Below are 21,247 nucleotides of genomic sequence, written 5' to 3' on the forward strand. Positions count from 1 at the left end.
AGGGCGCAGTTGCGTTTTAATGCTGCAAAGCTACTGCTTTATTTTGTTGACAACCAATTGATATTGAGCGAACGGTACATAAATAGCCAACTTTTCTCGCTATACATGGTTCATTAACCAATGAGTAACCAGACCATACTACCTAACGACATTGCCCAGTTTTTACGAACCCAACTAAGCGTTCAGCAGTATTCAGCTACTGAGCGTGGTGGTATTTATCGCGCATCTAACCGGCCCGTTGCGCGACTTGGCCTGGCTCTGGAACCCTTTCCCCGCCTGCCCCAATGGCTGGTCGATAACCAGATCGACGCGCTGTGGCTGCACCGTCCCTGGCATCTCGATATGAACACAATACCAGCCAACATTGGTATTCTGCATCATCATTTACCCTTTGACGAACACCTGACCATTGGCTTTAATCTACGGTTGGCCGAACGACTGAACGCACAGACCCCGCCCGAACCGCTGGGCTTCAAACAAGCCACCGACGAAGCTGGAATGCTATTGCCTCCGCGCCCCATCGGGATGCTGCTATCCGTGCCGGAAGGCGAATTCGACGCGCATTTGTATAAGGCCCGCGACGAATTTAAGGGCTACGACCGGGCCGAAATGGGTCGGCACCCGACCATCAGCCGCGTGGCTGTGGTTGGAGCCATGACTGATGCGCTCGTTCGCGAAGCCGCCAACCGGGGCGCGCAGCTTTACCTGACGGGCCAATACCGCAAACCAGCACAGGAAGCTGTAAATGAAGTCGGTATCGCCGTCATTGCCCTGGGCCACCGCCGTACCGAAGAGTGGGGACTACAGGCGTTGGCCACGCTGATACAGGCGCAATGGCCGGCGTTAACGGTTATGAGGCATTAATTAGGTTTTTAAAACTGTTATCTTTGAGGAAATAGTTTTGATAATGGCCGCAACTATTCAATTATCGTACCGTCAGGTAGCAGACTTAGCCCGGCAACTTCCTGCCAGTGAGAAGCGTAAATTAGCCCGCCAGTTAGTGAAGGAGGTGGAACAGGAAGACCGTTCGGTTGAGGATACACTCACGCCCGCCCAGCGTAAAACCTGGAACACCATCAAACAAGGTTTTGCGGAGTTAAAACAGTATAAAGAAGGAAAGTTGAAAACGCGTTCATTGAAGGAGGTGCTGAATGAGTTATGAAGTCAGTACCGCACCAACGTTTGTACGTGAGCTTAAGCAACTGTCCAAAAAATATCCTTCAATAAAAGTCGATATAGGCAATTTGGGAGAAAGCCTCGCCGAAAACCCAACGCAGGGCGAATCTCTTGGGCGTGGATGCTATAAGATTCGACTGGCAATAAAAAGCAAAGGAAAGGGCAAACGGGGCGGTGCCCGTGTAATTACAAGGAAAAGTTAGCCTGATCATGAGCTAAAGCTGAGTTATCACAAAATGTCGCGCGGGTCGGGAGCTACGCGGGTGTTGTCATAAAACGTATTGAGTTCGGCCATGTCGGCTTCCGAAATCACGAAATCGAACACGTCGAAGTTTTCGCGGATACGTTCGCGCTTGACCGACTTTGGAATCGTTACAACGCCATGTTGCATCGACCAGCGCACCAGAATCTGGTACGTCGATTTACCATACTTTTCGGCAATGGCGACCAACCTCGGATCGTTTTGTTTTTCACCCCGCACCAATGGCGCATAGCCTTCGGGCTGAATGCCTTTTTTGCGGCAATACGCCAGTATGTCGGGTAGGTAACAATATGGGCTGAACTCAAACTGATTCACTGCCGGAACGATAGTGGCCCGCTCAAGCAACTCATCCATGTGTGTCTGGTAGTAGTTCGACACGCCAATAGCCCGCACCCGACCGTCGGTATAAAGTTTTTCGAGTGCCCGCCACGTGTCGAGCCGGTGCGGGCTGGAAGGCCAGTGAATCAGATACAGGTCAATTACGTCGAGCCGTAGTTTCTCGGCACTCCGGTCAAACGCCCGCAGGGTTTTATCGTAGCCCTGATCGTCGTTCCAGACTTTGGTCGTGATAAATACTTCCTGGCGGGGCAGGCCGCTGGCTCGCAGGGCGTCGGCCACTTCGCGTTCGTTGCCGTAGGCCGACGCCGTATCAATCAGGCGGCAACCGGCTTCCAGTGCCCACTCTACAGCCTGTTGTACTTCGCTATTGTGTTTGGGAGCATACACGCCCAGGCCCAGCAGCGGCATGTCGATGGTATTGTTGAGCGTAACAATCGGCGTATTTACGTACATACGTCAAATAAATTTTGGAGTCAGAATCTGAAGTTAACCCGTATGTTTGAAACGACTTACGGCGCGGGATGTTTATGCGGACGATTTACTTACTAATGTGCTTCGCCCCACTCGGCCTGACGGTGGTTTGCGCCCAGCCGATTCGCTATGAAGCCGAAGTAGGAGGGATGACCGCTTCGGTCAGGCAAACGCCGTTCTGGCTCCGGGCCAACCAATATGGCACCGTGCCACTCAACAGCCCGGCGGCCACTGTACGGCTGGGTATGTATCGTGATTACAAAACACGTCCCGACTCGGCCAAAAGCCGCCGGACATCCCGTTTCGGATGGGGGTTTGGCATCAACGCCGTTGCGAATGCTGCTCTGTCGGAGCGCGGGCTGGCTTCTGCGTCTGAGAAATGGGCGGCATTTTTCCCCGACGCTTACGCCAAAATCCGGTACGGTCGGCTGGAGTTGTTTGCGGGCAATCGGCGCGAGGTGTACGGTATTGGCGATACCCTGCTGACGTCGGGTTTCGTGGCCTGGTCGGGCAATGCGCTGCCTTTCCCAAAAATACAGCTTCACACACCCGACTATGTGTCGCTTGGCTTTACTAAGCATCTTTTTGCATTCCGGGCGGGCTACGCGCATGGCTGGTTTATAAACACCTACATTCGAGGCAGTTATCTGCACCAAAAGTACCTGTACGCTCGCCTTGGCAAGCCCCATTGGCGGGTGCGTTTTTACGGCGGTTTAAATCATCAGGTGCAATGGGGTGGCCGGGCCGATTACCTCGTTGGTACCGCTTTGTCGGTCGATGGTAGTTTACCTACTTCGTTCCGCGATTACCTGTCAATTGTGACGGGGAGCTATCCTGATGCCATCCAGAGCAGTCGCTTTACCGATTTCGACGGCACAAACCGCATTGGTAATCACGTAGGCAGCTACGACGTGGGGGTTGAATGGAATGGGCCAAAAGCCAATTGGCTCCTGTATCGGCAACATCCTTACGAAGATGCGTCGGGTTTGTCGTTTCAGAACCTGCCCGACGGGCTAACGGGTTTGCGTTTCCTGAATCATCAACCAGCTACCCACACGTTTCAGATTCGGCGCGTGGTGGTCGAATGGCTTCGCACGACAAACCAAAGCGGGCCAACATTCGATTTGTCGGCCCGCTTCCAGGGACAGGATAACTACTTTAACAACAGTCAGTACCGCGAAGGCTGGTCGTACCGGGTCCGCACCATTGGTACGCCGTTTATTATGCCGGGCACTGATCTGGCTCCGGCAGTTGCGGGCTTATCGAGTGCCGGATTCTTCCCAAATAACCGCCTGATTACGTGGTACGCTGGCCTGAACGGCGCGTTTCGGAACGGCCCAACCCTAACGGTACGGGCATCGCACAGCCGCAACTTCGGTATGTACAAACGCCCTTATCCGGCAGTTTTCCGGCAGTTTTCCGGACTGCTTTCGGCGCAGTGGCCGCTGGGTCGCCGGGCTGGCACGTTGCTGAGTACCTCGTTTGCGCTTGACCGGGGTGAGTTACTACCCGATTCGTTCGGCGGTTTTTTGAGCGTCCGCCGAACGTGGTGATTCGGGATTAGTTGGTCATAGTCGGGCCTACGTATCGCTCGAAAAATTCATAAATCCGTAGCATTCGGTCAATGCGCTGACGCACGTTGCCGCTCCGACTTAGTTCGTGAGTGGCACCGGGCATTCGGACATACTCGACCGGGCGGTTCAGAATTTTCAGACTTTTGTACAGCATTTCAGACTGAATTACTCCCGTGCGAAGATCGTTTTCGCCGTGTTTGATGAGCAGTGGCGTTCGGATATTCTGCACGAAGGTATACGGAGAGTTGGCATCGAGAACGCGGGCTTCGGGCGTCCAGGGGTAGGCGAAGTAGTTGGGAATGAGCCGCCACGCATTGCCCTCGCCCAGAAAGGTGGTCAGGTCATAAACGCCCCGCTGCGCAAAGGCGGCTTTGAAGCGGTTGTCGTGGGCCACAATCCACGCTGTAAGATAACCGGCGTAAGAACCGCCTGTAATAACCTGCCGCGCCGTATCGACCCACGCTTCTTTGGCCGCGTCGGTAGCTGCTGCCAGCACGTCTTCGGCGGGGCCGGTTCCCCAGTCGTTGATATTTGCCCGCTGAAAGGCCAGCCCGTACCCGCCCGACCCGCGCGGGTTGGCGTACACGATGCCGTATCCCTGAGCGCACATGTACTGAAACTCGTGCCACATGCTGGCTTCGCCCGGTCCCCACATGGCCGTTGGCCCGCCGTGCATATTCAGCAGTAATGGGTGCTTTTTGCCCGATGCCATCACAGTGGGCTTCATAATCCAGTAGTCGATAGTTTGCCCAAGTGAGTTTTTATAGGTCCGCTTTTCGGGGTAGCTCAGTTGCTTTTGCTCCACCCAGGCGTTGTGGGTAGTGAGTTTCACACCGGAAATGGTTTTGTCTTCGGTGAGGCTGGTGTACAGTTCCGATGGATTTTCTACCTGAGTTTTCGCAAAAACTATTCTATTACCCGACACGTCGAACGTCGTAATGCCGCTCTCAACATCGGTCAGTTGTTCGGGCTTTCGAGTTGCCGGATCGAGCCGGTACAGCGGCACGCCACCGTTCGATGGAGCCGTGAAATACAGCGTATAATTGGCCGAAGCTGGTTTACGGCCTTTAGTGGTTGCTGGCATTGTAGCCCACGTCAGGTTGTTGGCTCCCCGGTCGAAATCAAGAACCTGAACCGCCGATGCCGACGCACCGTTGAGCGCGGCCAACGCCAACTGCGGTACGTTGACGCCCTCCGAGGGGCCAACCAAAAACGCCAGTGTCCGCCCATCGGGTGCGGGTGTTGGGCTTCCGTATCGCTTTCCCGCATCGCCCAGCACTACCACGCGTTGCCCGGAGCCGTTGGCCGGAATAAAGACAATGGCTTTAGCCTGTTCACGGTCGGGGTGTTGAGTGGTATCGCGATCAGCAGTTGCCAGTAAGCCCTGCCCGTTGGGGTGCCAGGCGGTGGCCTGCACTGACGTAAAACCGCGTGTCAGGGGTCTGGGCGTGGCACCTTCGGTTGCATCGACTATGTAGAGATGCGCGAAACTCATGTCCGGCTCGGTGGTAGCTTCGCCCTGAAAATTGAGCCGGTTTATCACCTTTGCCTTTTTGTCTTCAACGTCTTTTGCCAGATATGCCCTGATTTCGGCCAGCGACCCATCGGGGTTAGGTTTTACAGACGTATCGGGTTTGAGAAAATTGTTGTTGGCAAAGCCCGGTTTCTCAAGCGACCATACCGGACCGCTCCTGCCCGGATTCAGCAGCGAGTCGGTCAGCAGCGCGGTCATCGGCACCGAGGCCGTGAACGCAAGCTGCTTCCCATCGGGCGACCACAGCGGTTCCGACACCGAGTATGAACCATTGGTAAGTTGCCAGGCTTCGCCCCCGTCGAGCGGCATCACGAAAAGTTGGCTTTTGCCTTTTACGTTACGCACAAACGCCAGCCGTGTACCATCGGGCGACCACACCGCTCCCCGCGCCGATTCGCTGCCCCGCGTGAGGGCGCGACTATCACCGGGTTTCAGGCCAGTCAGGTAGATATGGGTTCGATAGTCGTATTCGTTTTTTTGGTCAGAACCCGACGTAGCGACGCCCGACGTAGCGACGCCCGGCTCTATAGTCGTGAGTGCGTAAACTGCGCGTTTGCCATCGGGCGCGATAGCGATACTACCTACCTGTTTGATACGTGTCAGGTCGGTAACGGTGATTTTTTGCTTAGTTTGCGCCCAGAGCAGTTGCGGTGCTAAAAGAAAGAGGATGAATAGCTTATGCATACGTTAAAAGGTTGTTTCACAGATACCGCTCCCGAATGATGTTGGCGTGGTGCAGGGCATGACCAACAAGTACAAAGCCGAGCGCAAGCACCGACATCGGCTGGTGAAAACAAACCCCGCTTCGTTGCAGCATCTCGTTGTCAAAACTGCGGAACAGTGCGATGCTCGACTGCCGAACCAGCGCGTATTCGTCGTATAAATCGGCTACGGTTCGGCGATTGGCCTGCGCGTTCAGCCCGAACAGTTCTTCGTCGTAACCGGGCAGTTCGGTGCTGTCGTTACGGGCGAAACGTAAGGCTCGGTAACTCATAATGCGTTCGTTATCAATTACGTGCTGGATAATATCGCGCACGGTCCACTTGCCGGGAGCGTAGCGATAATCACCCAGTTGCTCAACTGTTTCGCGGGCAATATGCTTATCGAACGTATCGAACTGCGTGAGGGCGTCGATTACTTGCTGATCATCGGCCAGGTTGATGTACCGGTCGAAAAAATTGGGCAGAACGGGAATGTCGGATTTTGTCATGGAAGGAGGGCATTTACGTGTAGAGACGCAACCCTTTGCGTCTCTACGTGAACCGGATGGTATTTTACTGGAACCAGATGGCATCTTGCTGTCGCGAGGGAGACGCAACGGGCTAATGGCTAGCGGGTTAATGGCTGGCGCGAGGGAGACGCAAAGGGTTGCGTCTCTACTTTTTAACAGCAACGCCCGTTAATTCGCCAACGAGCCGGTCGGCTTTGTAGATGTAGCGCATGGCCGCTACCATACCGCCTGCGTGTACCGAAATGCTGCGGTTCAGGTCGGGTACGAAGATGAACTCGCCGGGCAGGCTCTCCATGTTGCCATCGAACACTAAACCCACCGCTTCGCGGTTTTTGTTGATCATCGGACTGCCCGAATTACCCCCGATTATGTCGTTGGTACTAATGAAACACATCGGCTCTTTCAACAACGCTACGGGCGGATTTTTCCAGCGGGCGGGCAGATTCCACGGGGCCTTATCGCCGAACGAATAATTGCGGTCGTAAAGCCCGGCGAAGGTAGTGATGATGGGAGCCTGCGTACCGTTGTACGGATACCCCTGCACCACGCCGTCGTTGATGCGGAGCGAGAACGTAGCATCGGGCGGAACGGCGTTGCCATATACGGCGTAGAGCATCCGGCCCAATTGCCCGCGCAGCACCTCCTGCCGCTGACTGATTTGGCGGGCCTGCCGGGCCGCTGCCAGATAGCGCGGAAAGCCAATCCGGGCCAGAGCCAGCATCGGATCGTCTGATGCACTGGCCGCGTTGGGGCGCGTAGCTAATTCTTTGACGAACTCCGGATCGGTTAGTTTTGTGTTTTTGACTAAATAGGCGGCTGCTTCTTTGGGAGACTTGCCATTGAGAGCGGCTTGCACGTATGGGTCGTTGTTGCCCAAACCGGCCTGAGCCTCAGCAAGGTGCGCGGCCAAATACGCTTCTTCCAGTGCCATGTTCTTCACGCTCGGAGCCACCATCAGCGACCGCGCCCGTTCGGCGTCTTCGGGGCGGCTGGCAAGCAACTGGCTAAATTGCGTGACCACGTTGGCAAAGGTCAGCAGGTCGCCCATCGTGCGTTCGCTGGGGCCAAGGTAGGTGGCATCGTTGAACAGTCCACGCAGTTGTTGCGTGTTGGCAGCCAGTTCGTCCCAGGTTTTGAGTTGGTCGGCGGGGACGTTTTTGGTTTGTGCGGCTGCTTTGAACTGCCGCTCGAACCGGGCTTTACGGGCCATCAGAGTCGGGTCGCGCATACCGGCGAGTTGCCCGCCAATGGCCTTGATGCTGTTTTCGTAGCTGAAAATCTCGTTCAGAATACTGTCGTTTTTGGCAGTAGCGTTGTAGGCTTGCAGCGCGCTGGAGCGATTACGCAGCAACTGCACGGTATGTGGCGTCTGCAAATCGCGGTCAAACTCCAACTCGGCTACGGTCTTCAGTCGCTCGGTACGGCCCGGATTGCCGATTACGAAAATCGGTTCACCGTCGCGCACACCGTTGGTGTTGAACTTGAAGAAGTGCTTGGTTTGCAGTGGTTTATTGTTGTCGTAGACTCGAAAAAACGAGCAGTCGAGCGCATAGCGGGGGTAGGTGAAATTATCAGGATCGCCCCCAAAGAAGCCGAGTTGCAGTTCGGGCATGAACACCAACCGAACATCGGTGTAGCGTTTGAAGCCGTAGAGTGCGTATCGCCCACCGTTATAGAACGTGATGGCCTGCAACTCTAATCCTTTCCACTCGGCTTTGGCACCATACTCGGTTTTGATCGTTTCAAACACCTGCTCGCGGGCTTGTAGCTGTGCCTGTTCGTTTGTTCCGGCGGCTGTCATGGCGTCTTGCACCCGCCGGGTGATGTCTTCGATTTTTACCAACTGATCAACGAACAGACCGTCGACTTTACGCTCTTCGGCCAGCGTTTTTGCGTAGAAGCCCGTCGCGTTCAAGTCTTCGCCCTTGCGCTGAACGCCCGTTCCCGACTCGCGGGCGCAGTGGTGATTGGTCATTACCAACCCGTTGGCCGACACGAACGAGGCTGAGCAGTAATCAGCAAACCGAAGCGCGGCCATGCGCGCTTCATCGAACCACTTTTCGTCGGCGTTGATGTTGTAGGTTTTCTTGAAATAATCCGTCGGCGGGCTGTCGAAAGTCCACATTTTGCCGAGGTCGAGCGGCCCGCCGAGGGTAGTGTCGATTGGCGTGGTTGTCGTAGTCTGGGCCGGAGCCGATCCAAGCAACGCCAGTAGCAGCGCACCCGTCAGCATTGCCGGGTGCAACGTTTTTCGTAGCATATCGTTCTGAATTAGTGCAATCGCAGTGCGAAAGTAACAGAACATCGGGGTATTACGCTACCTCGTTCTTCAGCATAATTTCATTTCCCACCGGGTTGTCTTTACGAATGAAGGGCCGAATGATGAGCCGGGTGCCGCGTTGGTAGGTAAAGAGCCGGTACATCCAGTTACTGAAAACAATCAGTTTACTGCGGAACCCGACGAGATACCAGATATGCACGAACAGCCACGCCATCCAGGCAATGAATCCGCCGAGATGAATATTGCCCGGCAAATCGGCCACGGCGCGGCTACGACCCACAATTGCCAGCGAACCTTTATCGAAATACTCGAACGGTTCTGTCGGCTCGTTCTTGAGCATCCGGCGGATGTTTTTAGCCAGATGCTGCCCCTGCTGAATGGCCGGTTGCGCCACGCCGGGGTGCCCTTTCGGCCATTTCTCGGTTTTCATGAACGCAATGTCGCCAATAGCAAACACGTCGGTCAGGCCCTGAACCCGGTTGATGGAATCGACCAGAATACGCCCCCGCTCGGTCGATTCGGCAGGAATACCGTCGAGCAGTGCGCCCGTTACGCCTGCGCCCCATACCAGCGTCTGTGTTCTGATCTGCTCCCCACCTTTGAACGTAACCGTCTGACCGTCATACGATTCTACAAAGGTGTTGAGCTTGACAATAACCCCTAATTCTTCGAGGTAACGTTGCGCTTTCTGCCCGGCCTCGTCCGACATGGGCGGCAATACTTTGCCCATGCCTTCTACGATATAGATGTTCATCTGGCTGAAATCTAATCCCGGATAATCGGCGGGCAGCACGTGTCGGCGCATTTCGGCCAGCGATCCGGCCATTTCAACGCCCGTTGGTCCGGCACCGGCAATCACGAAGTTGAGCAGACTTTGGCGTTCGTCGGGGTCGCGGGTGATGCTGGCCTGCTCGAAGCACTGCAAAAACTGGCTCCTGACGTTCAGGGCTTCCGGAATGGTTTTGAGCGGAAAGGCATATTTCTCGATGTCTTTGTTACCGAAGAAATTCGATTTCGAGCCGCTGGCAATCACTAAGAAATCGTAGGTCAGGTCACCAATGAGCGTAGTTACGGTTTTTGCGTCGGGGTTTATTTTGTTGACGCGCACCATGCGGTAATGGAAATCGTTCTGACCGTCGAACATTTTCCGAAACGGCTCGGCAATGGCATCCGGCTCCAGCCCGGCAGTAGCCACCTGATACAGCAGCGGCCAGAAACCGTTGTAATTCTGTTTATCGAACAACACTACCTGCACGTCGGTATTACGCAGGCTTTTGGCGAGATTCATACCGCCGAATCCACCACCGATGATAACCACGCGGGGTTTAGTGGTATCGGGTATATTGAGCGAAAGTTTGTCGTATTGAAGCATAATCGTTGAGTAATCAGCCTGTGCATTTCCTCATCTATAGTACCTTACAATCAGCCGTTTTGTTCGCCAAACCAGTGATTTGTTACCGAGGAGCGTGATTATGCCGGGCTGGTTGGCTTATTTTGCGGACTGAATAATTTTTGTATGACAGTTTCTATTATCGGCGTTGGTTTGCTGGGTGGCTCGTTTGCTCTGGCTCTGCGTGAGAAATACCCGAAAATGCGATTCGTTGGGGTCGATGCGTCGGTAGTTAATGGACAGTTGGCCTTAGCGAAAGGCATTGTCGATGAGGTTTTGCCACTGACCGAAGCCGTAGCTCAAAGCACACTTGTGGTGCTGGCAACGCCCGTGAACGTGATTTTGCAGCAACTGCCCACCGTGCTGGATTTGCTGCAGCCCGGTGCTACCGCGCTGGATTTAGGCTCCACCAAAGAACAGATTTGCGTTCTGGCCGACCAACACCCGAAGCGGGCGCAGTTTGTGGCGGCTCACCCGATGGCGGGTACCGAAAACTCCGGCCCCGGCGCGGCCTTTCGGGAGTTGCTGCCCGGCAAAAACCTGATTATCTGCGACCGCGAGAAAAGCGATGCCGAATGCCTGAAATTGGCGGAGAGCCTGTTTCGCGATATTGGCATGAAGCTGTTTTTCATGACCCCGCAGGAACACGACCTGCATTTGGCCTATGTTTCGCACCTGAGCCACATCAGCGCGTTTGCCCTCGGCCTGACGGTGCTGGAAAAAGAAAAAGACGAGCAGGCCATTTTCGACATGGCAAGCACGGGCTTCAGCAGCACCGTGCGCCTTGCCAAAAGCTCCCCGCAGATGTGGGCACCCATCTTCGACCAGAACCGCGCCAATGTCTCCGACGCGCTGGCAGCTTACATCGAGTTTCTGCAACAGTTTAAGCAGGTCATCGACGATCAGGATATTACCACCTCACTCGACTTTATGCAACGCGCCAACGTAATCCGGCGTGTACTGGATGGTATCGAGAAACGATGAACGCGCTGTAGTCTGGATATGTTATTTTTGTCAAAAAACGATTCGTCATGGAGTATATCGCAGATCGGATTACCATTGACCCGGACTTATGTAATGGAAAACCAACCATCCGGGGATTGCGGGTAACGGTTCAAACTATTCTGGAATACTACTTCGCCGGTGACAGTCGGGAGGAAATTTTACATCAGTATCCGATGCTGGAACCAGAAGATATTGACGTCTGCCTACAATTTGCCGTGCGATTAATGGATAACCATTATGTGTTAAGAAAATGATTTGCCTAATTCTCCCGGCTTTAATCGGAGTATACAGGCCAAAATATTAGCGTTAATTACTTGCACTGCTAAGGATGCGTTTGTATCTTTGTCTATGCCCAAAGCGTACCGATACCGTTTGTACCCCAACGCTGCACAGGCCGATTTACTCAACAGGCATTTTGGCAGTGTTCGGTATCTCTACAATTGGGCTTTAGCCAAAAAGACGCAGGCATACCAGACCGAAAACAAAGCACTATCCCGGTACGATATACAGCGGGAATTGCCCAACCTGAAAGGAGAACAGCAGTGGCTGAAAGAAATAAACTCCCAGGCACTCCAATCTGCGTTACTGAATTTGGATTCAGCCTACACCCGCTTCTTTCGGGAAAAGAAAGGGTTCCCCCGCTTTAAGTCGAAGAAAGATAGTCGGCATAGTTTCCAGTGTCCCCAAAACGTCAAGGTTGACTTCAGTACTTCGACTATCCAACTACCTAAGATTGGCAAGGTGAAAGCCGTCCTGAGCCGCGAGTTTGTCGGCACCATCAAGACCGTAACGGTCTCGAAGTCGGCCACGGGCAAGGTCTTTGCATCGGTGTTGGTCGAAACGACCGATGTACTACCCGCAAAATCAGCACCCAACCAAGCGTTAGCGGTCGGTATCGACGTGGGCCTGAAAGACTTTGCTACCCTCTCAACGGGCGAAGCGATTGCCAACCCGCGCTTTCTAAAGAAGTCACTCAAAAAATTGCGTCGGCTTTCTCGCCAGCACAGCAAGAAGCAGAAGGGTAGTAGTAACCGAAATAAGTCCAGAGTTCGACTGGCAAGACAGCATGAGCGGGTAAGCAACCAGCGTACCGACTTTCTACACAAGGTGTCTACCCGGATAGTCCGTGAAAACCAAACGGTCTGCGTAGAGAGCCTGAACATTTCGGGCCTGCTGAAGAACACCAAACTCAGCCGTGCTATTGCAGACGTGAGTTGGGGTAGCTTCGTGTCGATGCTCGAATACAAATGTGAGTGGCAGGGCAAGAACCTGGTGAAAATTGGACGCTTTGAACCATCCTCAAAACTATGCACGTGTGGCACATTGAACCACGCCCTCACGCTGAAAGATCGGGTTTGGACGTGTTCAGCATGTGGAACCACACACAATAGGGACCTATTGGCGGCTAACAACATTGTCAGGTTTGCGTTTCAGAAACAGAACCTAATAGGGGTGGACAGCCCCGAATCTGCGCTTGTGGAGACCGCCGTTAGGTAGTCGTTGAAGCAAGAATCTCATGGCTTTAGCCGGGAGAGTGTCAACATTCTTTAACAGCAACCCAACAAACTCATGCAAACCGAAACAAATAAACCCGCCCTGGCTTCTGGCACCGTAACACTCGGCAACGACCTGGCCGTGAACCGAATGGGCTACGGAGCCATGCGCATTACGGGCGACGGCATCTGGGGGCCACCCCGCGACCACGACGAAGCCATTCGTGTACTGAAACGCTGCCTCGACCTGGGCATCAATTTTATCGATACGGCAGATTCTTACGGCCCGTATGTATCGGAAGAGCTAATCGCCGAAGCACTACACCCCTACGCCGACGGTCTGGTGATTGGCACAAAAGGCGGTTTGCTCCGCACCGGCCCGAACCAATGGCCCGTTGACGGAAGCCGGAAACATTTGGAAGAAGCTCTGAATGGAAGCCTGAAGCGGCTGAAAGTCGAGCAGATTGATCTGTATCAGCTACACCGCTTCGATGATAAAGTGCCGTCGGAAGAGTATCTCGGCTTTTTGCAGGAAGCGCAACAACAGGGCAAAATTAAACACATCGGTCTGTCGGAGGTGAGCGTTGAGCAGATTCGGGAAGCGCAGCAGTATTTTGAGGTGGTATCGGTACAGAACATGTACAGCTTTTCTCAACAGAAATGGAATTCGGTGCTGGCGTACTGTGAAGAAAACAACATTGCGTTTATTCCGTGGTATCCGCTGGGCGGAGGTAGCCTCGGAGACGAAGAATCGATGCGCCGGGTGGCCGAACGTCACGGCACGACTACCTATCAAATTGCGCTGGCGTGGCTGTTAGCCGCATCGCCTGTGATGCTGTTGATTCCTGGCACTTCATCCGTGAAACATCTGGAAGAGAACACAGCGGCTGCGGAGATCGCCCTGACGGAGGAAGATTTTCAGGATATGCCGTTGCCACAATGAAGGTGTAAGGGGTAAGGAGTAAAACGGGTAAGGTTGGAAAAGACAATTGGTTTGAATAAAACCTTCTTTCCAACCTTACCCATTTTACTCCTTACCCCTTATATTTTACTTCTTTAGTGCGGTTACTCTCTCGTAAGCGTCCTCAAGCTGACCGAGCTGTTTTACCAAATCCTCTTTAATGTAGGCTGGAATGTGGTCTTTCTCAATGGCATCTTTGTAGGCTTCGATAGCGGCATTTTCTCCAAACTCAACTGAGCTTAGCACCGTGTCGCGGTCTTTGCCGGTTAAGGCTGCCTTAATGTCGATCCAGGCCCGGTGTACTTTACTTGGCAGATCGGTAGACGTTGCATCGGTAACGGCGGTGCCGTCGATACGCACAATATGGTCGGCCAGTTGGCTACGGAAGTTCTGACTCTGGATGATGTAGTGCCGGAACAGGTCGTCTAACTGGGCGTCTTCAGTATCTTCAACAGCTTTTTGGTAGCCTTGAATGCGGTCGTTGTTAATTTTGACGAGGTCGTTCAAATCCTCGACAATGTCTTCGTTCTTAATCATAACGGTTGCTCCAATAGTTTATAAATTCGTAGGTAAGAACTACGCACCCGTCTGTTTGTTTCGGATTATTCACTAATTCATCCATGTTGCTTACCCATTCGGAGGAGTCATGGTGATGCTCTTAATCCGAACGGTCGAGCCTTTCTCGAATTGAATCTGCCCATCGGGAGCCGTCAGCGACATTTGGTTGATAATACCGTCCCAGCCTTCGCGTCCGCTCATGGTTACTTCATAAATCCGATACTGCCCATCGCCAATAATTGGGAAGGTAACGGTTCGGTTGGGCTGGTCTAAAAAGTCAGGATCGCTGGGTTTACGAAAAACGATACTGGCCTGGGTAGCTTTGGTCTGGAAAGCCGCATGAATATAAATTTTTGGCACGTCGGTGGCCCGCCAGAAAGCCATCGGAGCCATGAGCCGGAAACGTGCCTGCTCGGTATTGTTGCGTTGCCAGCGGATGTTTAGCTCATTCCTGATGGGCCAGCCTGTGTCGCGGGTGTTATAATAATACCAGCCCTGTCGGTCATTTGTGAACACGTAATTTGGGCCGGCTGCCGGACGTGGACGGCTGTAGGCAAACTGCCGAACGTCGGCCAGTGTGCCCACAACTACGTAGTAATCATACTCATACGTGCCATTGTGGTCGACCAGCAGAAACATGTTGTTGTTAATGTAGCCGCTGTTATTATCGTATTCAGTACCTACTTTAGGGAGACCAAATCCTGCCGACACAAACATATATTGGTTATCGCGATACAGGCCAAGGCCCCGGCCCTGTTCGTTGAGTAGGGCGATCCAGTTTTCAGTGCCGTACCGGTTAATCATATCCCGGTCAGTAAATTCAACCGTGGCGTCGTTGGTAAATGGGCGGTTGCCGTTGTAGGTCACAAACCGATAGTAAGGGCCGTTCAGGTAAATACAGGGGGTTTCCTGCGTCCGGGCTTCGTATTGGGTTGTATCCCGTCGCTCAATTACGACCCGGCACCGGACGTGAACAACGTTGTCCTGCAATTCGACCCAGTGCTCAAACGTGCAGTCGGCGGGTTCATTGAGCAGGGGCCATATCAGCGGTCTGTTCTTTACGTACACTAAATTCTGACTCTGCTGGTAGCTGATGATGGGAGCGGGGTTGTTATGTACGTCGCCCGTTTGTACCGGGTTCCAACCCAGCCCCACCCACTGCGGCACGGGGTTTTTGCCGTTTACGCTGTAGGGGACGGGGCCAGCATAAATGGCTGTTTGCCACTGCCGACCCAGGTCGTTGTTATTGACCATGTTCACGGTGCTACCCGCTTCGGAAAGGTAGGTAAATGCTCCGCCCGCGTTCAGGTCGATACCTACGCGAATTTTGTCGTTTTGCAGAAACAGGCGTTTAGGCGCGTTTGGCTGTTGCTGCGGAGGTAATCCGCCCGATGGCGGGTTCGTGTCAACCGGACGAGTGTAGGGTGCCGTAGCCGGATAATCGCGGACGCAGGTAAACGCCAGTGCGCTGAGCATCAGGCAGAGGGCGAGCGAAAAAATTTTTGGCATAGACGTTAGCGTTGAAAGCTGGATGACCAAAGGTAGCGGGTACGAATTGGCTATGCAAACATAAACGCCGTAATGCCATATCCTGACGACATGGCATTACTTTATGGCGCACTATAGGCTGGATTTTATACGGTCATCTCGCCCGCCGACGTGTATTTTCGCGTCACGGCGTGGAGTTCAAGTAGCGGTTTCAGGAACTCTTCGAGCAGCGTAATATCCAACTGACTGGCGGCATCGCACAGAGCCTCCGACGGGCAGGTGTGCGTTTCGACAAACAGCCCATCGACACCAGCCGCCACACCCGCACGGGCCAGTACGGGCAAGTATTGCCGCGCCCCACCGCTCGCGCTCGCCGACGGTATGCCGTACTTGCGGATGGCATGCGTAACGTCGAACACCACAGGGTAGCCCGTGTTCTGGAGGTGGTAGAAACTGCGCGGGTCAACCACCAGATCGTTGTAGCCGAAGGTGTAGCCGCGCTCAGTCAGGATAATCTGCTCGTTGCCCGAATCTACAATTTTCTTGACGGGGTGCTTCATGTTTTCGGGAGCCAGAAACTGCCCGTGCTTAATGTTCACAACGCGCCCGGTTTGAGCAGCGGCCACCACAAGCGTCGTTTGCATACACAGGTAAGCCGGAATTTGCAGCACGTCGACTACCTCGGCTACCGGAGCCGCCTGATCGGGGTAGTGAATATCGGTCAGTAGCGGAAAGCCGAACTGCTCTTTCACCTGCGCCAGAATTTTGATGCCTTTTTCCAGACCCGGCCCCATGTAATAGCTCAGGTCGGAGCGGTTATCTTTCTGGAACGATGATTTGTAAATGACCTTGATACCGAGCCGCTCCGAAATCTCTTTCAGTTGCTCGGCAACGGTCATCATAATTTTTTCGTCTTCAATTACGCAGGGGCCACTGATGAGGAATAACTCATCGGCTCCGCAGTCGATATCGCCAACGCGAACCAGTTTCTGTGACATATAGTTTTGAGGTTTTTTAAACGCAGAGTTAGGAGAGGTAGCCGCAGAGGGCGCAAAGTACCTCTGTTCTCTCTGCGGCTACCTCTCCCAACTCTGCGTTTAGATTCTATAATCTTCTGAACAAATCTTTCAGTACGTCCATCGTGATGGTGTTTTTCCAGTCATAGCCGATGGCGTGATTCCACATGTGTGGGAGATTATACGACACTTCGGCCATTTTTGTAATCGTGTCGTCGTCCCACTCTGCCGACAGGTTTTGCGGCAGGGTGATGTTGTGTTGGGCCACAAACTGCTTAAACTCGGCAACGCCTTCGGGGTAGTAGTCATCGAGGTGGTTCATGATGAGGCAGTTGGCATAGCAATGCCGCGTACCCAGAATTTTCGACAGGCCATACGACAGCGCGTGGCAAACGCCCACTTCCGAATAGGTCAGGCTTAACCCGCCCATCAGCGACGCTACCATTAGTTTCTCGTCGGTTTCGGGGGTTTGACCTTTGCTGAATATCTCGCGGCACAGAGCCAGCGACTGCTCGGCGAAGGCATGTGAATACGCATTGTTGAATTGCCCGTTCTCCGACTCGACGCAGTGAATATAGGTGTCCATGCCCGTGTAAAACCACCAGTCGCGCGGAACGGTAGCAATCAGGTCGGGGTCAAGTACAATCTGATCGAACACCGTCCATTCACATTTCAGACCCAGTTTTTTCTCTGGTCCGGTCAGTACGGCGGTCATCGATACCTCGGCACCCGTTCCCGAAATCGTTGGTACGCCAACGTGGTAAACGCCGGGCTTTTTGATGAGGTTCAGCCCCTGATACAGCGTTGACGAGCCTTCGTTGGTCAGCATCAGCGAGAGAGCTTTGGCGATGTCCATGATGCTGCCGCCCCCAATGCCGACAACCCCGGCGGGCAGGCCCTGCTTTGCCAGAATTTCATCGCGCAGGGTGTCGATCTGCTCGGTGGTGGGTTCGTGTTCTTCGACGCTGATATAGTAAACGAGGTCGTTGTTCTGCGCCGGAACGCGACTTTCGAGCGGTTTCCCGTTGAAATAGGCATCGACCAGAAACACCATGTAGGGGTTTTCGCCTGTGCGGTGCGGAGCCAGAATGTCGCCTAATTGGTCGAAGCTGCCCCGGCCAAAAACGGTTTTTTCGACGCCTTTAAAGTTTTTGTGCATTATGAGTGAATTAGGTGGCCAACCGCTCTTGTTTGCTGGTCAGTCGCGTAGGTGGATACAAGACGTTTTTGATGCCAATGATTTCATCAAGTTCGTCCCAGAAAACATGATAAGCCGAGAACGAAAACCGTTGCCGTTGCTCAGGCGTTGCGTTCGTAAGAATAACCGACCAGCTAAGGGGCCAGGCAACAGAGCGGCCATCTTCCAAGTCAAAATGAACCCGGCTGTCGTCAATCCACACATTCGCCAAAACTGGTAGTTCGCTTATACTGACCGGCTCAGGCGACACGGCGGATTTTGTAGTTGACCGCGATGTTGTTTTTCGTGCAGTAGGCTCCATACGTCTCTTGTATATAAGGCATTTGTTCGGCTAACGTCTTCTCGATATTGTTCAGTTCGCGCTGTTTGAAGCCCTGATTGTCTGCCAATTGTACAACACCATCTGCAAAAATCCAGTATTTACACAATTTACGGCCTCCATCGCCTACATGAATATGAAATGGTTCATTTAGCAGGTCGAACATAACGAAGAAAAAACGCAGACCTGCCTGCGTAAACACTGTTGGCATCAGGCGTCAATAAGCGTGGCCTTCGTTACAGCCGCTTCAATTTGCGAGGCCAGCGTATCGGCTTCTTCGGACGTCCAGGAAGCCCGAATGCCGAACGAAATCAGCCGACCAATTACGTTCTGCGCAGTAGGCAGGTCGAGGTTTTGGTAATCTTGTGGAGGGCCGAATTTCTCGATGGGCAGGGCCGATGCCGTTTGCATCGTTTTGATATGATCCCACTGATTGATGAAGTGGTACATGTTCGTGAACCAATAGTTGAACCCGCCCACGCCAGCGGCCTGCAACTCCGAAACGGTTTGCCGGGCTGCGGCTTCGGTTGGCAGCAGCAGATTCAGGAATGTGGCCGAATCACCGTCGGGGTCGGGAATACGGGCGAACGATAGGCCCGCCACCTTGCCCAGTCGCTCCATCAATTGCTTTTTGCGGGCGTTGTTTTGCTCGATAATCATCGGCACCCGGCGCGTTTGGGCCAGCCCCACAGCCGCGTGGAGTTCGCTGATGCGGTAGTTGAAGCCCACAATCGGGTGTTGCTCCATGCCCCGGTTGGTGCCAATATGGTCGTGGCCGTGGTCGGAGTAGTTGTCGGCGAGTTTATAAACCTGCTCGTCGTTTGTTACCATCACGCCCCCTTCGCCCGCCGTAGCAATCTTGAAAAAATCGAACGAATAGGCACCGGCCCGGCCCCAAAGCCCCGTATAAACGCCTTTATAGCTGGCACCCATTGCCTGCCCGGCGTCCTCCACCAGCACAAGATTATACTCGTTCACAACGGCCATGATGGCGTTCATATCAGCCATTTGTCCGCACATATGCACTAAGCAAATGCCTTTGGTACGGGGCGTAATGGCCTTGCGAATACCGTCGGCACTCAGGCAGAGTGTATCGTCAATATCGGCGAAAACAGGCAGCGCACCCGCCAGCAATACGGCTTCGATAGTGGCTACGTAAGTAAACGGCGGCACAATAACTTCGTCGCCCGCGCCGATACCAGCCGCAACCATCGCACAAAGCGCAGCCGCCGACCCGCTCGATACGGCATGAGCGTAGCTGGCACCCACTAACTTGGCCACTTCGGCTTCGAGTTCGCGGGCTTTATAGATATTGTTGCGTTGCGCTTCGTGGTTGTAGCGAAACAGGATGCCCGTTTCCAGCACGTCGTTGATTTCGGCGCGTTCGTCGGCACCGAAGAATTCCATACCCGGCATATAATCAATGATTTTGTTGGCGCAAATATCGGGACATTTCCGGGATAACGGGTAACATACCAAAATTGGAATCTATCGCCCGCTTACCTTTCACGCTTTCGCCCGATTAAGCTGCGGTAACTTGATAGACAAACGAGACCACGTTCTATCTTCGTGAATTCTATGACCCATGTATGTCGACGCGCCCCCTGCCCATTTATGCAACCGAACCCGATTTTTACGAGGCCCTGCGCCGACGCGACGAGCGGGCGTACCAGTTTCTGTACGCCGATTGTTTCCCGATGTTCCGGCATTGGGTGCTGCAGAACAGCGGTTCTGAGATGGACGCTGAAGATGCGTTTCAGAAAGGCATGATGAATTTTTTGCTGAACATCGAAACCGGCAGCTATCAATATCAGTCCGGCACTCGCATCAGTACTGTGCTGTTTGGCTACAGCAAATGCGTATGGCTGACCGAGTTGCAGTCGGCCCGGCTGCGAACCCGCGCCAGCCTGCCCGACGCCTTCGACCCGGCAGACGTGGCTTCGGTGGCGCAGGATCTGGAACGCATGGAAATTGTGGCAACGGTTCGGCAATCGTTACAGCAACTGAAAGATGAGTGCCGAAAATTGATGGAGTGGTTTTACGTCGATGAGTTATCGCTACGCGAGATTGCCGGGCGGTTGGGTATGAAAGAAACGTCGGTGAAATCGAAGCGGTATGAATGTGCCCGGAAGTTAAAAGAATTGTATCAGAAACTTGCTGATCGTCAGGGATTATGAATTTTTCCGAAGAAGATTACGAACTTATTGAAGCGTATTTAGCCAATGAACTGTCGGCAACAGACCGGGCCGCGTTCGAGGCCGATATGCAGCGCAACCCCGATCTGCAAGCTGAGGTAAGCCTGCAACGCAATCTGCGGTTAGGCTTGCGGGCCATTGGCATCGAAAAGGCCGTGATGCAGGCACGTAGTCAGTACGAGGCTATAAAGCCAGCGGCTGCGTCGGTTCGCCCGCTGGTTTCGTCGCGGTCATGGTTCTATTGGGCCGTGGCTGCGTCGATAGTTGCCGTGCTTACAATTGGCTACGTTGCTTATCAACAAACTACGCGCCCGCCCGATCTGGCATTTATCGACACCATAGCCCCAAATCAGAGCGACGACCTGGCGAAAGAACTACCTGTTGGAGCCGTTTCGTCCAACGTCCGGACGCAGTTTTTAGATGCGTTTACTCAGTACAAAGCCGGACGCTACGACCGGGCTATCGAGCAGTTGAGAACAGTACCCGCCGACAAACAGTCGGAACCTTATAAACTGTATTTTCTGGGTTTGAGCCGATTAGCCAATAAGCAGCCTGCCAGGGCTATTCCGCTGTTCAAACGGGCCATGAATTCGCCTGAATCGTCCATCCGCCAGAAATCGGAGTGGTTTCTGGCGTTGGCCTACGTGAAAAATGGGCAAAACGAAAGAGCGTTGCCATTGCTTAAAAAGGTCAGCAACAACAACGCTCATCCGTTCCGGCAACTTGCGCAGGAAGTACTCCGAAAAATCGACTGAG

The 21,247-nt window shown here is 53.6% G+C and carries 21 protein-coding genes; 9 read left to right on the forward strand and 12 right to left on the reverse strand.

Annotation, left to right across the window (positions count from 1 at the left end):
* Positions 1-120 precede the first annotated feature (120 nt).
* Together AWR27_RS24495 and AWR27_RS24500 are read left to right on the forward strand one after the other, a co-directional pair.
* Positions 121-864: a Nif3-like dinuclear metal center hexameric protein gene (locus AWR27_RS24495; RefSeq protein ID WP_077133613.1), complete on the forward strand. Its 744-nt coding sequence runs from the start codon at positions 121-123 to the stop codon at positions 862-864.
* 43 nt (positions 865-907) lie between these two features.
* Entirely contained in the window at positions 908-1,162 is a 255-nt protein-coding gene (locus AWR27_RS24500) for a hypothetical protein (RefSeq protein WP_077133614.1), read from the forward strand.
* 243 nt (positions 1,163-1,405) lie between these two features.
* Here the strand turns inward: AWR27_RS24500 and AWR27_RS24505 are convergent, their stop codons facing one another.
* Positions 1,406-2,230, reverse strand: coding sequence for an aldo/keto reductase (locus tag AWR27_RS24505; protein WP_077133615.1), 825 nt, complete (start codon positions 2,228-2,230; stop codon positions 1,406-1,408).
* 74 nt (positions 2,231-2,304) lie between these two features.
* On the opposite strand from AWR27_RS24505, the gene AWR27_RS24510 reads away from it, so the two are divergent.
* Positions 2,305-3,801 (forward strand): capsule assembly Wzi family protein, encoded by a 1,497-nt coding sequence (locus tag AWR27_RS24510; protein ID WP_077134185.1) that lies wholly within the window; start codon positions 2,305-2,307, stop codon positions 3,799-3,801.
* Positions 3,802-3,808: 7 nt separating this feature from the next.
* Here the strand turns inward: AWR27_RS24510 and AWR27_RS24515 are convergent, their stop codons facing one another.
* The 4 genes from AWR27_RS24515 to AWR27_RS24530 form a co-directional block, all read right to left on the reverse strand.
* Positions 3,809-6,040: a S9 family peptidase gene (locus AWR27_RS24515; protein WP_077133616.1), complete on the reverse strand. Its 2,232-nt coding sequence runs from the start codon at positions 6,038-6,040 to the stop codon at positions 3,809-3,811.
* A 16-nt stretch (positions 6,041-6,056) separates the two neighbouring features.
* Positions 6,057-6,566 (reverse strand): DinB family protein, encoded by a 510-nt coding sequence (locus AWR27_RS24520; RefSeq protein WP_077133617.1) that lies wholly within the window; start codon positions 6,564-6,566, stop codon positions 6,057-6,059.
* A gap of 166 nt (positions 6,567-6,732) precedes the next feature.
* The gene (locus tag AWR27_RS24525; RefSeq protein WP_077134186.1) at positions 6,733-8,847 is read right to left on the reverse strand and encodes a S46 family peptidase; all 2,115 of its coding nucleotides are present in this window, start codon (positions 8,845-8,847) and stop codon (positions 6,733-6,735) included.
* Positions 8,848-8,899: 52 nt separating this feature from the next.
* Positions 8,900-10,240, reverse strand: coding sequence for an NAD(P)/FAD-dependent oxidoreductase (locus AWR27_RS24530; RefSeq protein ID WP_077133618.1), 1,341 nt, complete (start codon positions 10,238-10,240; stop codon positions 8,900-8,902).
* A 144-nt stretch (positions 10,241-10,384) separates the two neighbouring features.
* On the opposite strand from AWR27_RS24530, the gene AWR27_RS24535 reads away from it, so the two are divergent.
* The 4 genes from AWR27_RS24535 (at position 10,385) to AWR27_RS24550 (ending at position 13,699) form a co-directional block, all read left to right on the forward strand.
* The gene (locus AWR27_RS24535; protein WP_077133619.1) at positions 10,385-11,242 is read left to right on the forward strand and encodes a prephenate dehydrogenase; all 858 of its coding nucleotides are present in this window, start codon (positions 10,385-10,387) and stop codon (positions 11,240-11,242) included.
* 47 nt (positions 11,243-11,289) lie between these two features.
* Positions 11,290-11,517, forward strand: coding sequence for a DUF433 domain-containing protein (locus tag AWR27_RS24540; protein ID WP_077133620.1), 228 nt, complete (start codon positions 11,290-11,292; stop codon positions 11,515-11,517).
* Between the two features lie 94 nt (positions 11,518-11,611).
* Entirely contained in the window at positions 11,612-12,760 is a 1,149-nt protein-coding gene (tnpB, locus tag AWR27_RS24545; RefSeq protein WP_077134187.1) for an IS200/IS605 family element RNA-guided endonuclease TnpB, read from the forward strand.
* A 72-nt stretch (positions 12,761-12,832) separates the two neighbouring features.
* Positions 12,833-13,699, forward strand: coding sequence for an aldo/keto reductase (locus AWR27_RS24550; RefSeq protein WP_077133621.1), 867 nt, complete (start codon positions 12,833-12,835; stop codon positions 13,697-13,699).
* A 105-nt stretch (positions 13,700-13,804) separates the two neighbouring features.
* Here AWR27_RS24550 and AWR27_RS24555 read toward each other — a convergent pair whose 3' ends face one another.
* The 7 genes from AWR27_RS24555 to AWR27_RS24585 all read right to left on the reverse strand — a co-directional run bounded on the left by AWR27_RS24555 (position 13,805) and on the right by AWR27_RS24585 (position 19,712).
* A complete protein-coding gene (locus tag AWR27_RS24555; RefSeq protein ID WP_077133622.1) occupies positions 13,805-14,254 on the reverse strand; it encodes a ferritin-like domain-containing protein in 450 nt (149 codons plus the stop codon).
* A 90-nt stretch (positions 14,255-14,344) separates the two neighbouring features.
* Positions 14,345-15,784: a hypothetical protein gene (locus AWR27_RS24560; RefSeq protein ID WP_077133623.1), complete on the reverse strand. Its 1,440-nt coding sequence runs from the start codon at positions 15,782-15,784 to the stop codon at positions 14,345-14,347.
* A 125-nt stretch (positions 15,785-15,909) separates the two neighbouring features.
* Positions 15,910-16,761, reverse strand: a complete 852-nt coding sequence (gene kdsA / locus AWR27_RS24565; protein WP_077133624.1) for a 3-deoxy-8-phosphooctulonate synthase — start codon at positions 16,759-16,761, stop codon at positions 15,910-15,912.
* 106 nt (positions 16,762-16,867) lie between these two features.
* A complete protein-coding gene (locus AWR27_RS24570; RefSeq protein ID WP_077133625.1) occupies positions 16,868-17,938 on the reverse strand; it encodes an iron-containing alcohol dehydrogenase family protein in 1,071 nt (356 codons plus the stop codon).
* 10 nt (positions 17,939-17,948) lie between these two features.
* Positions 17,949-18,179, reverse strand: a complete 231-nt coding sequence (locus tag AWR27_RS24575; protein ID WP_232325924.1) for a DUF2442 domain-containing protein — start codon at positions 18,177-18,179, stop codon at positions 17,949-17,951.
* Between the two features lie 37 nt (positions 18,180-18,216).
* Positions 18,217-18,507, reverse strand: coding sequence for a DUF4160 domain-containing protein (locus tag AWR27_RS24580; RefSeq protein WP_077133626.1), 291 nt, complete (start codon positions 18,505-18,507; stop codon positions 18,217-18,219).
* Positions 18,507-19,712 carry a DegT/DnrJ/EryC1/StrS family aminotransferase gene (locus AWR27_RS24585; RefSeq protein ID WP_232325926.1) on the reverse strand — a complete coding sequence of 402 codons (1,206 nt, stop codon included), beginning with the start codon at positions 19,710-19,712 and terminating at the stop codon, positions 18,507-18,509. Before AWR27_RS24585 ends, AWR27_RS24580 begins: the two co-directional genes overlap by 1 nt.
* A gap of 173 nt (positions 19,713-19,885) precedes the next feature.
* On the opposite strand from AWR27_RS24585, the gene AWR27_RS24590 reads away from it, so the two are divergent.
* Together AWR27_RS24590 and AWR27_RS24595 are read left to right on the forward strand one after the other, a co-directional pair.
* Entirely contained in the window at positions 19,886-20,473 is a 588-nt protein-coding gene (locus AWR27_RS24590; protein ID WP_077133627.1) for an RNA polymerase sigma factor, read from the forward strand.
* Complete coding sequence (locus AWR27_RS24595) at positions 20,470-21,246, forward strand: hypothetical protein (RefSeq protein WP_077133628.1); 777 nt, start codon at positions 20,470-20,472, stop codon at positions 21,244-21,246. The genes AWR27_RS24590 and AWR27_RS24595 overlap by 4 nt, the downstream gene beginning before the upstream one ends.
* Position 21,247: the final 1 nt, after the last annotated feature.

This window comes from Spirosoma montaniterrae (genome assembly GCF_001988955.1).
Classification (GTDB): domain Bacteria; phylum Bacteroidota; class Bacteroidia; order Cytophagales; family Spirosomataceae; genus Spirosoma; species Spirosoma montaniterrae.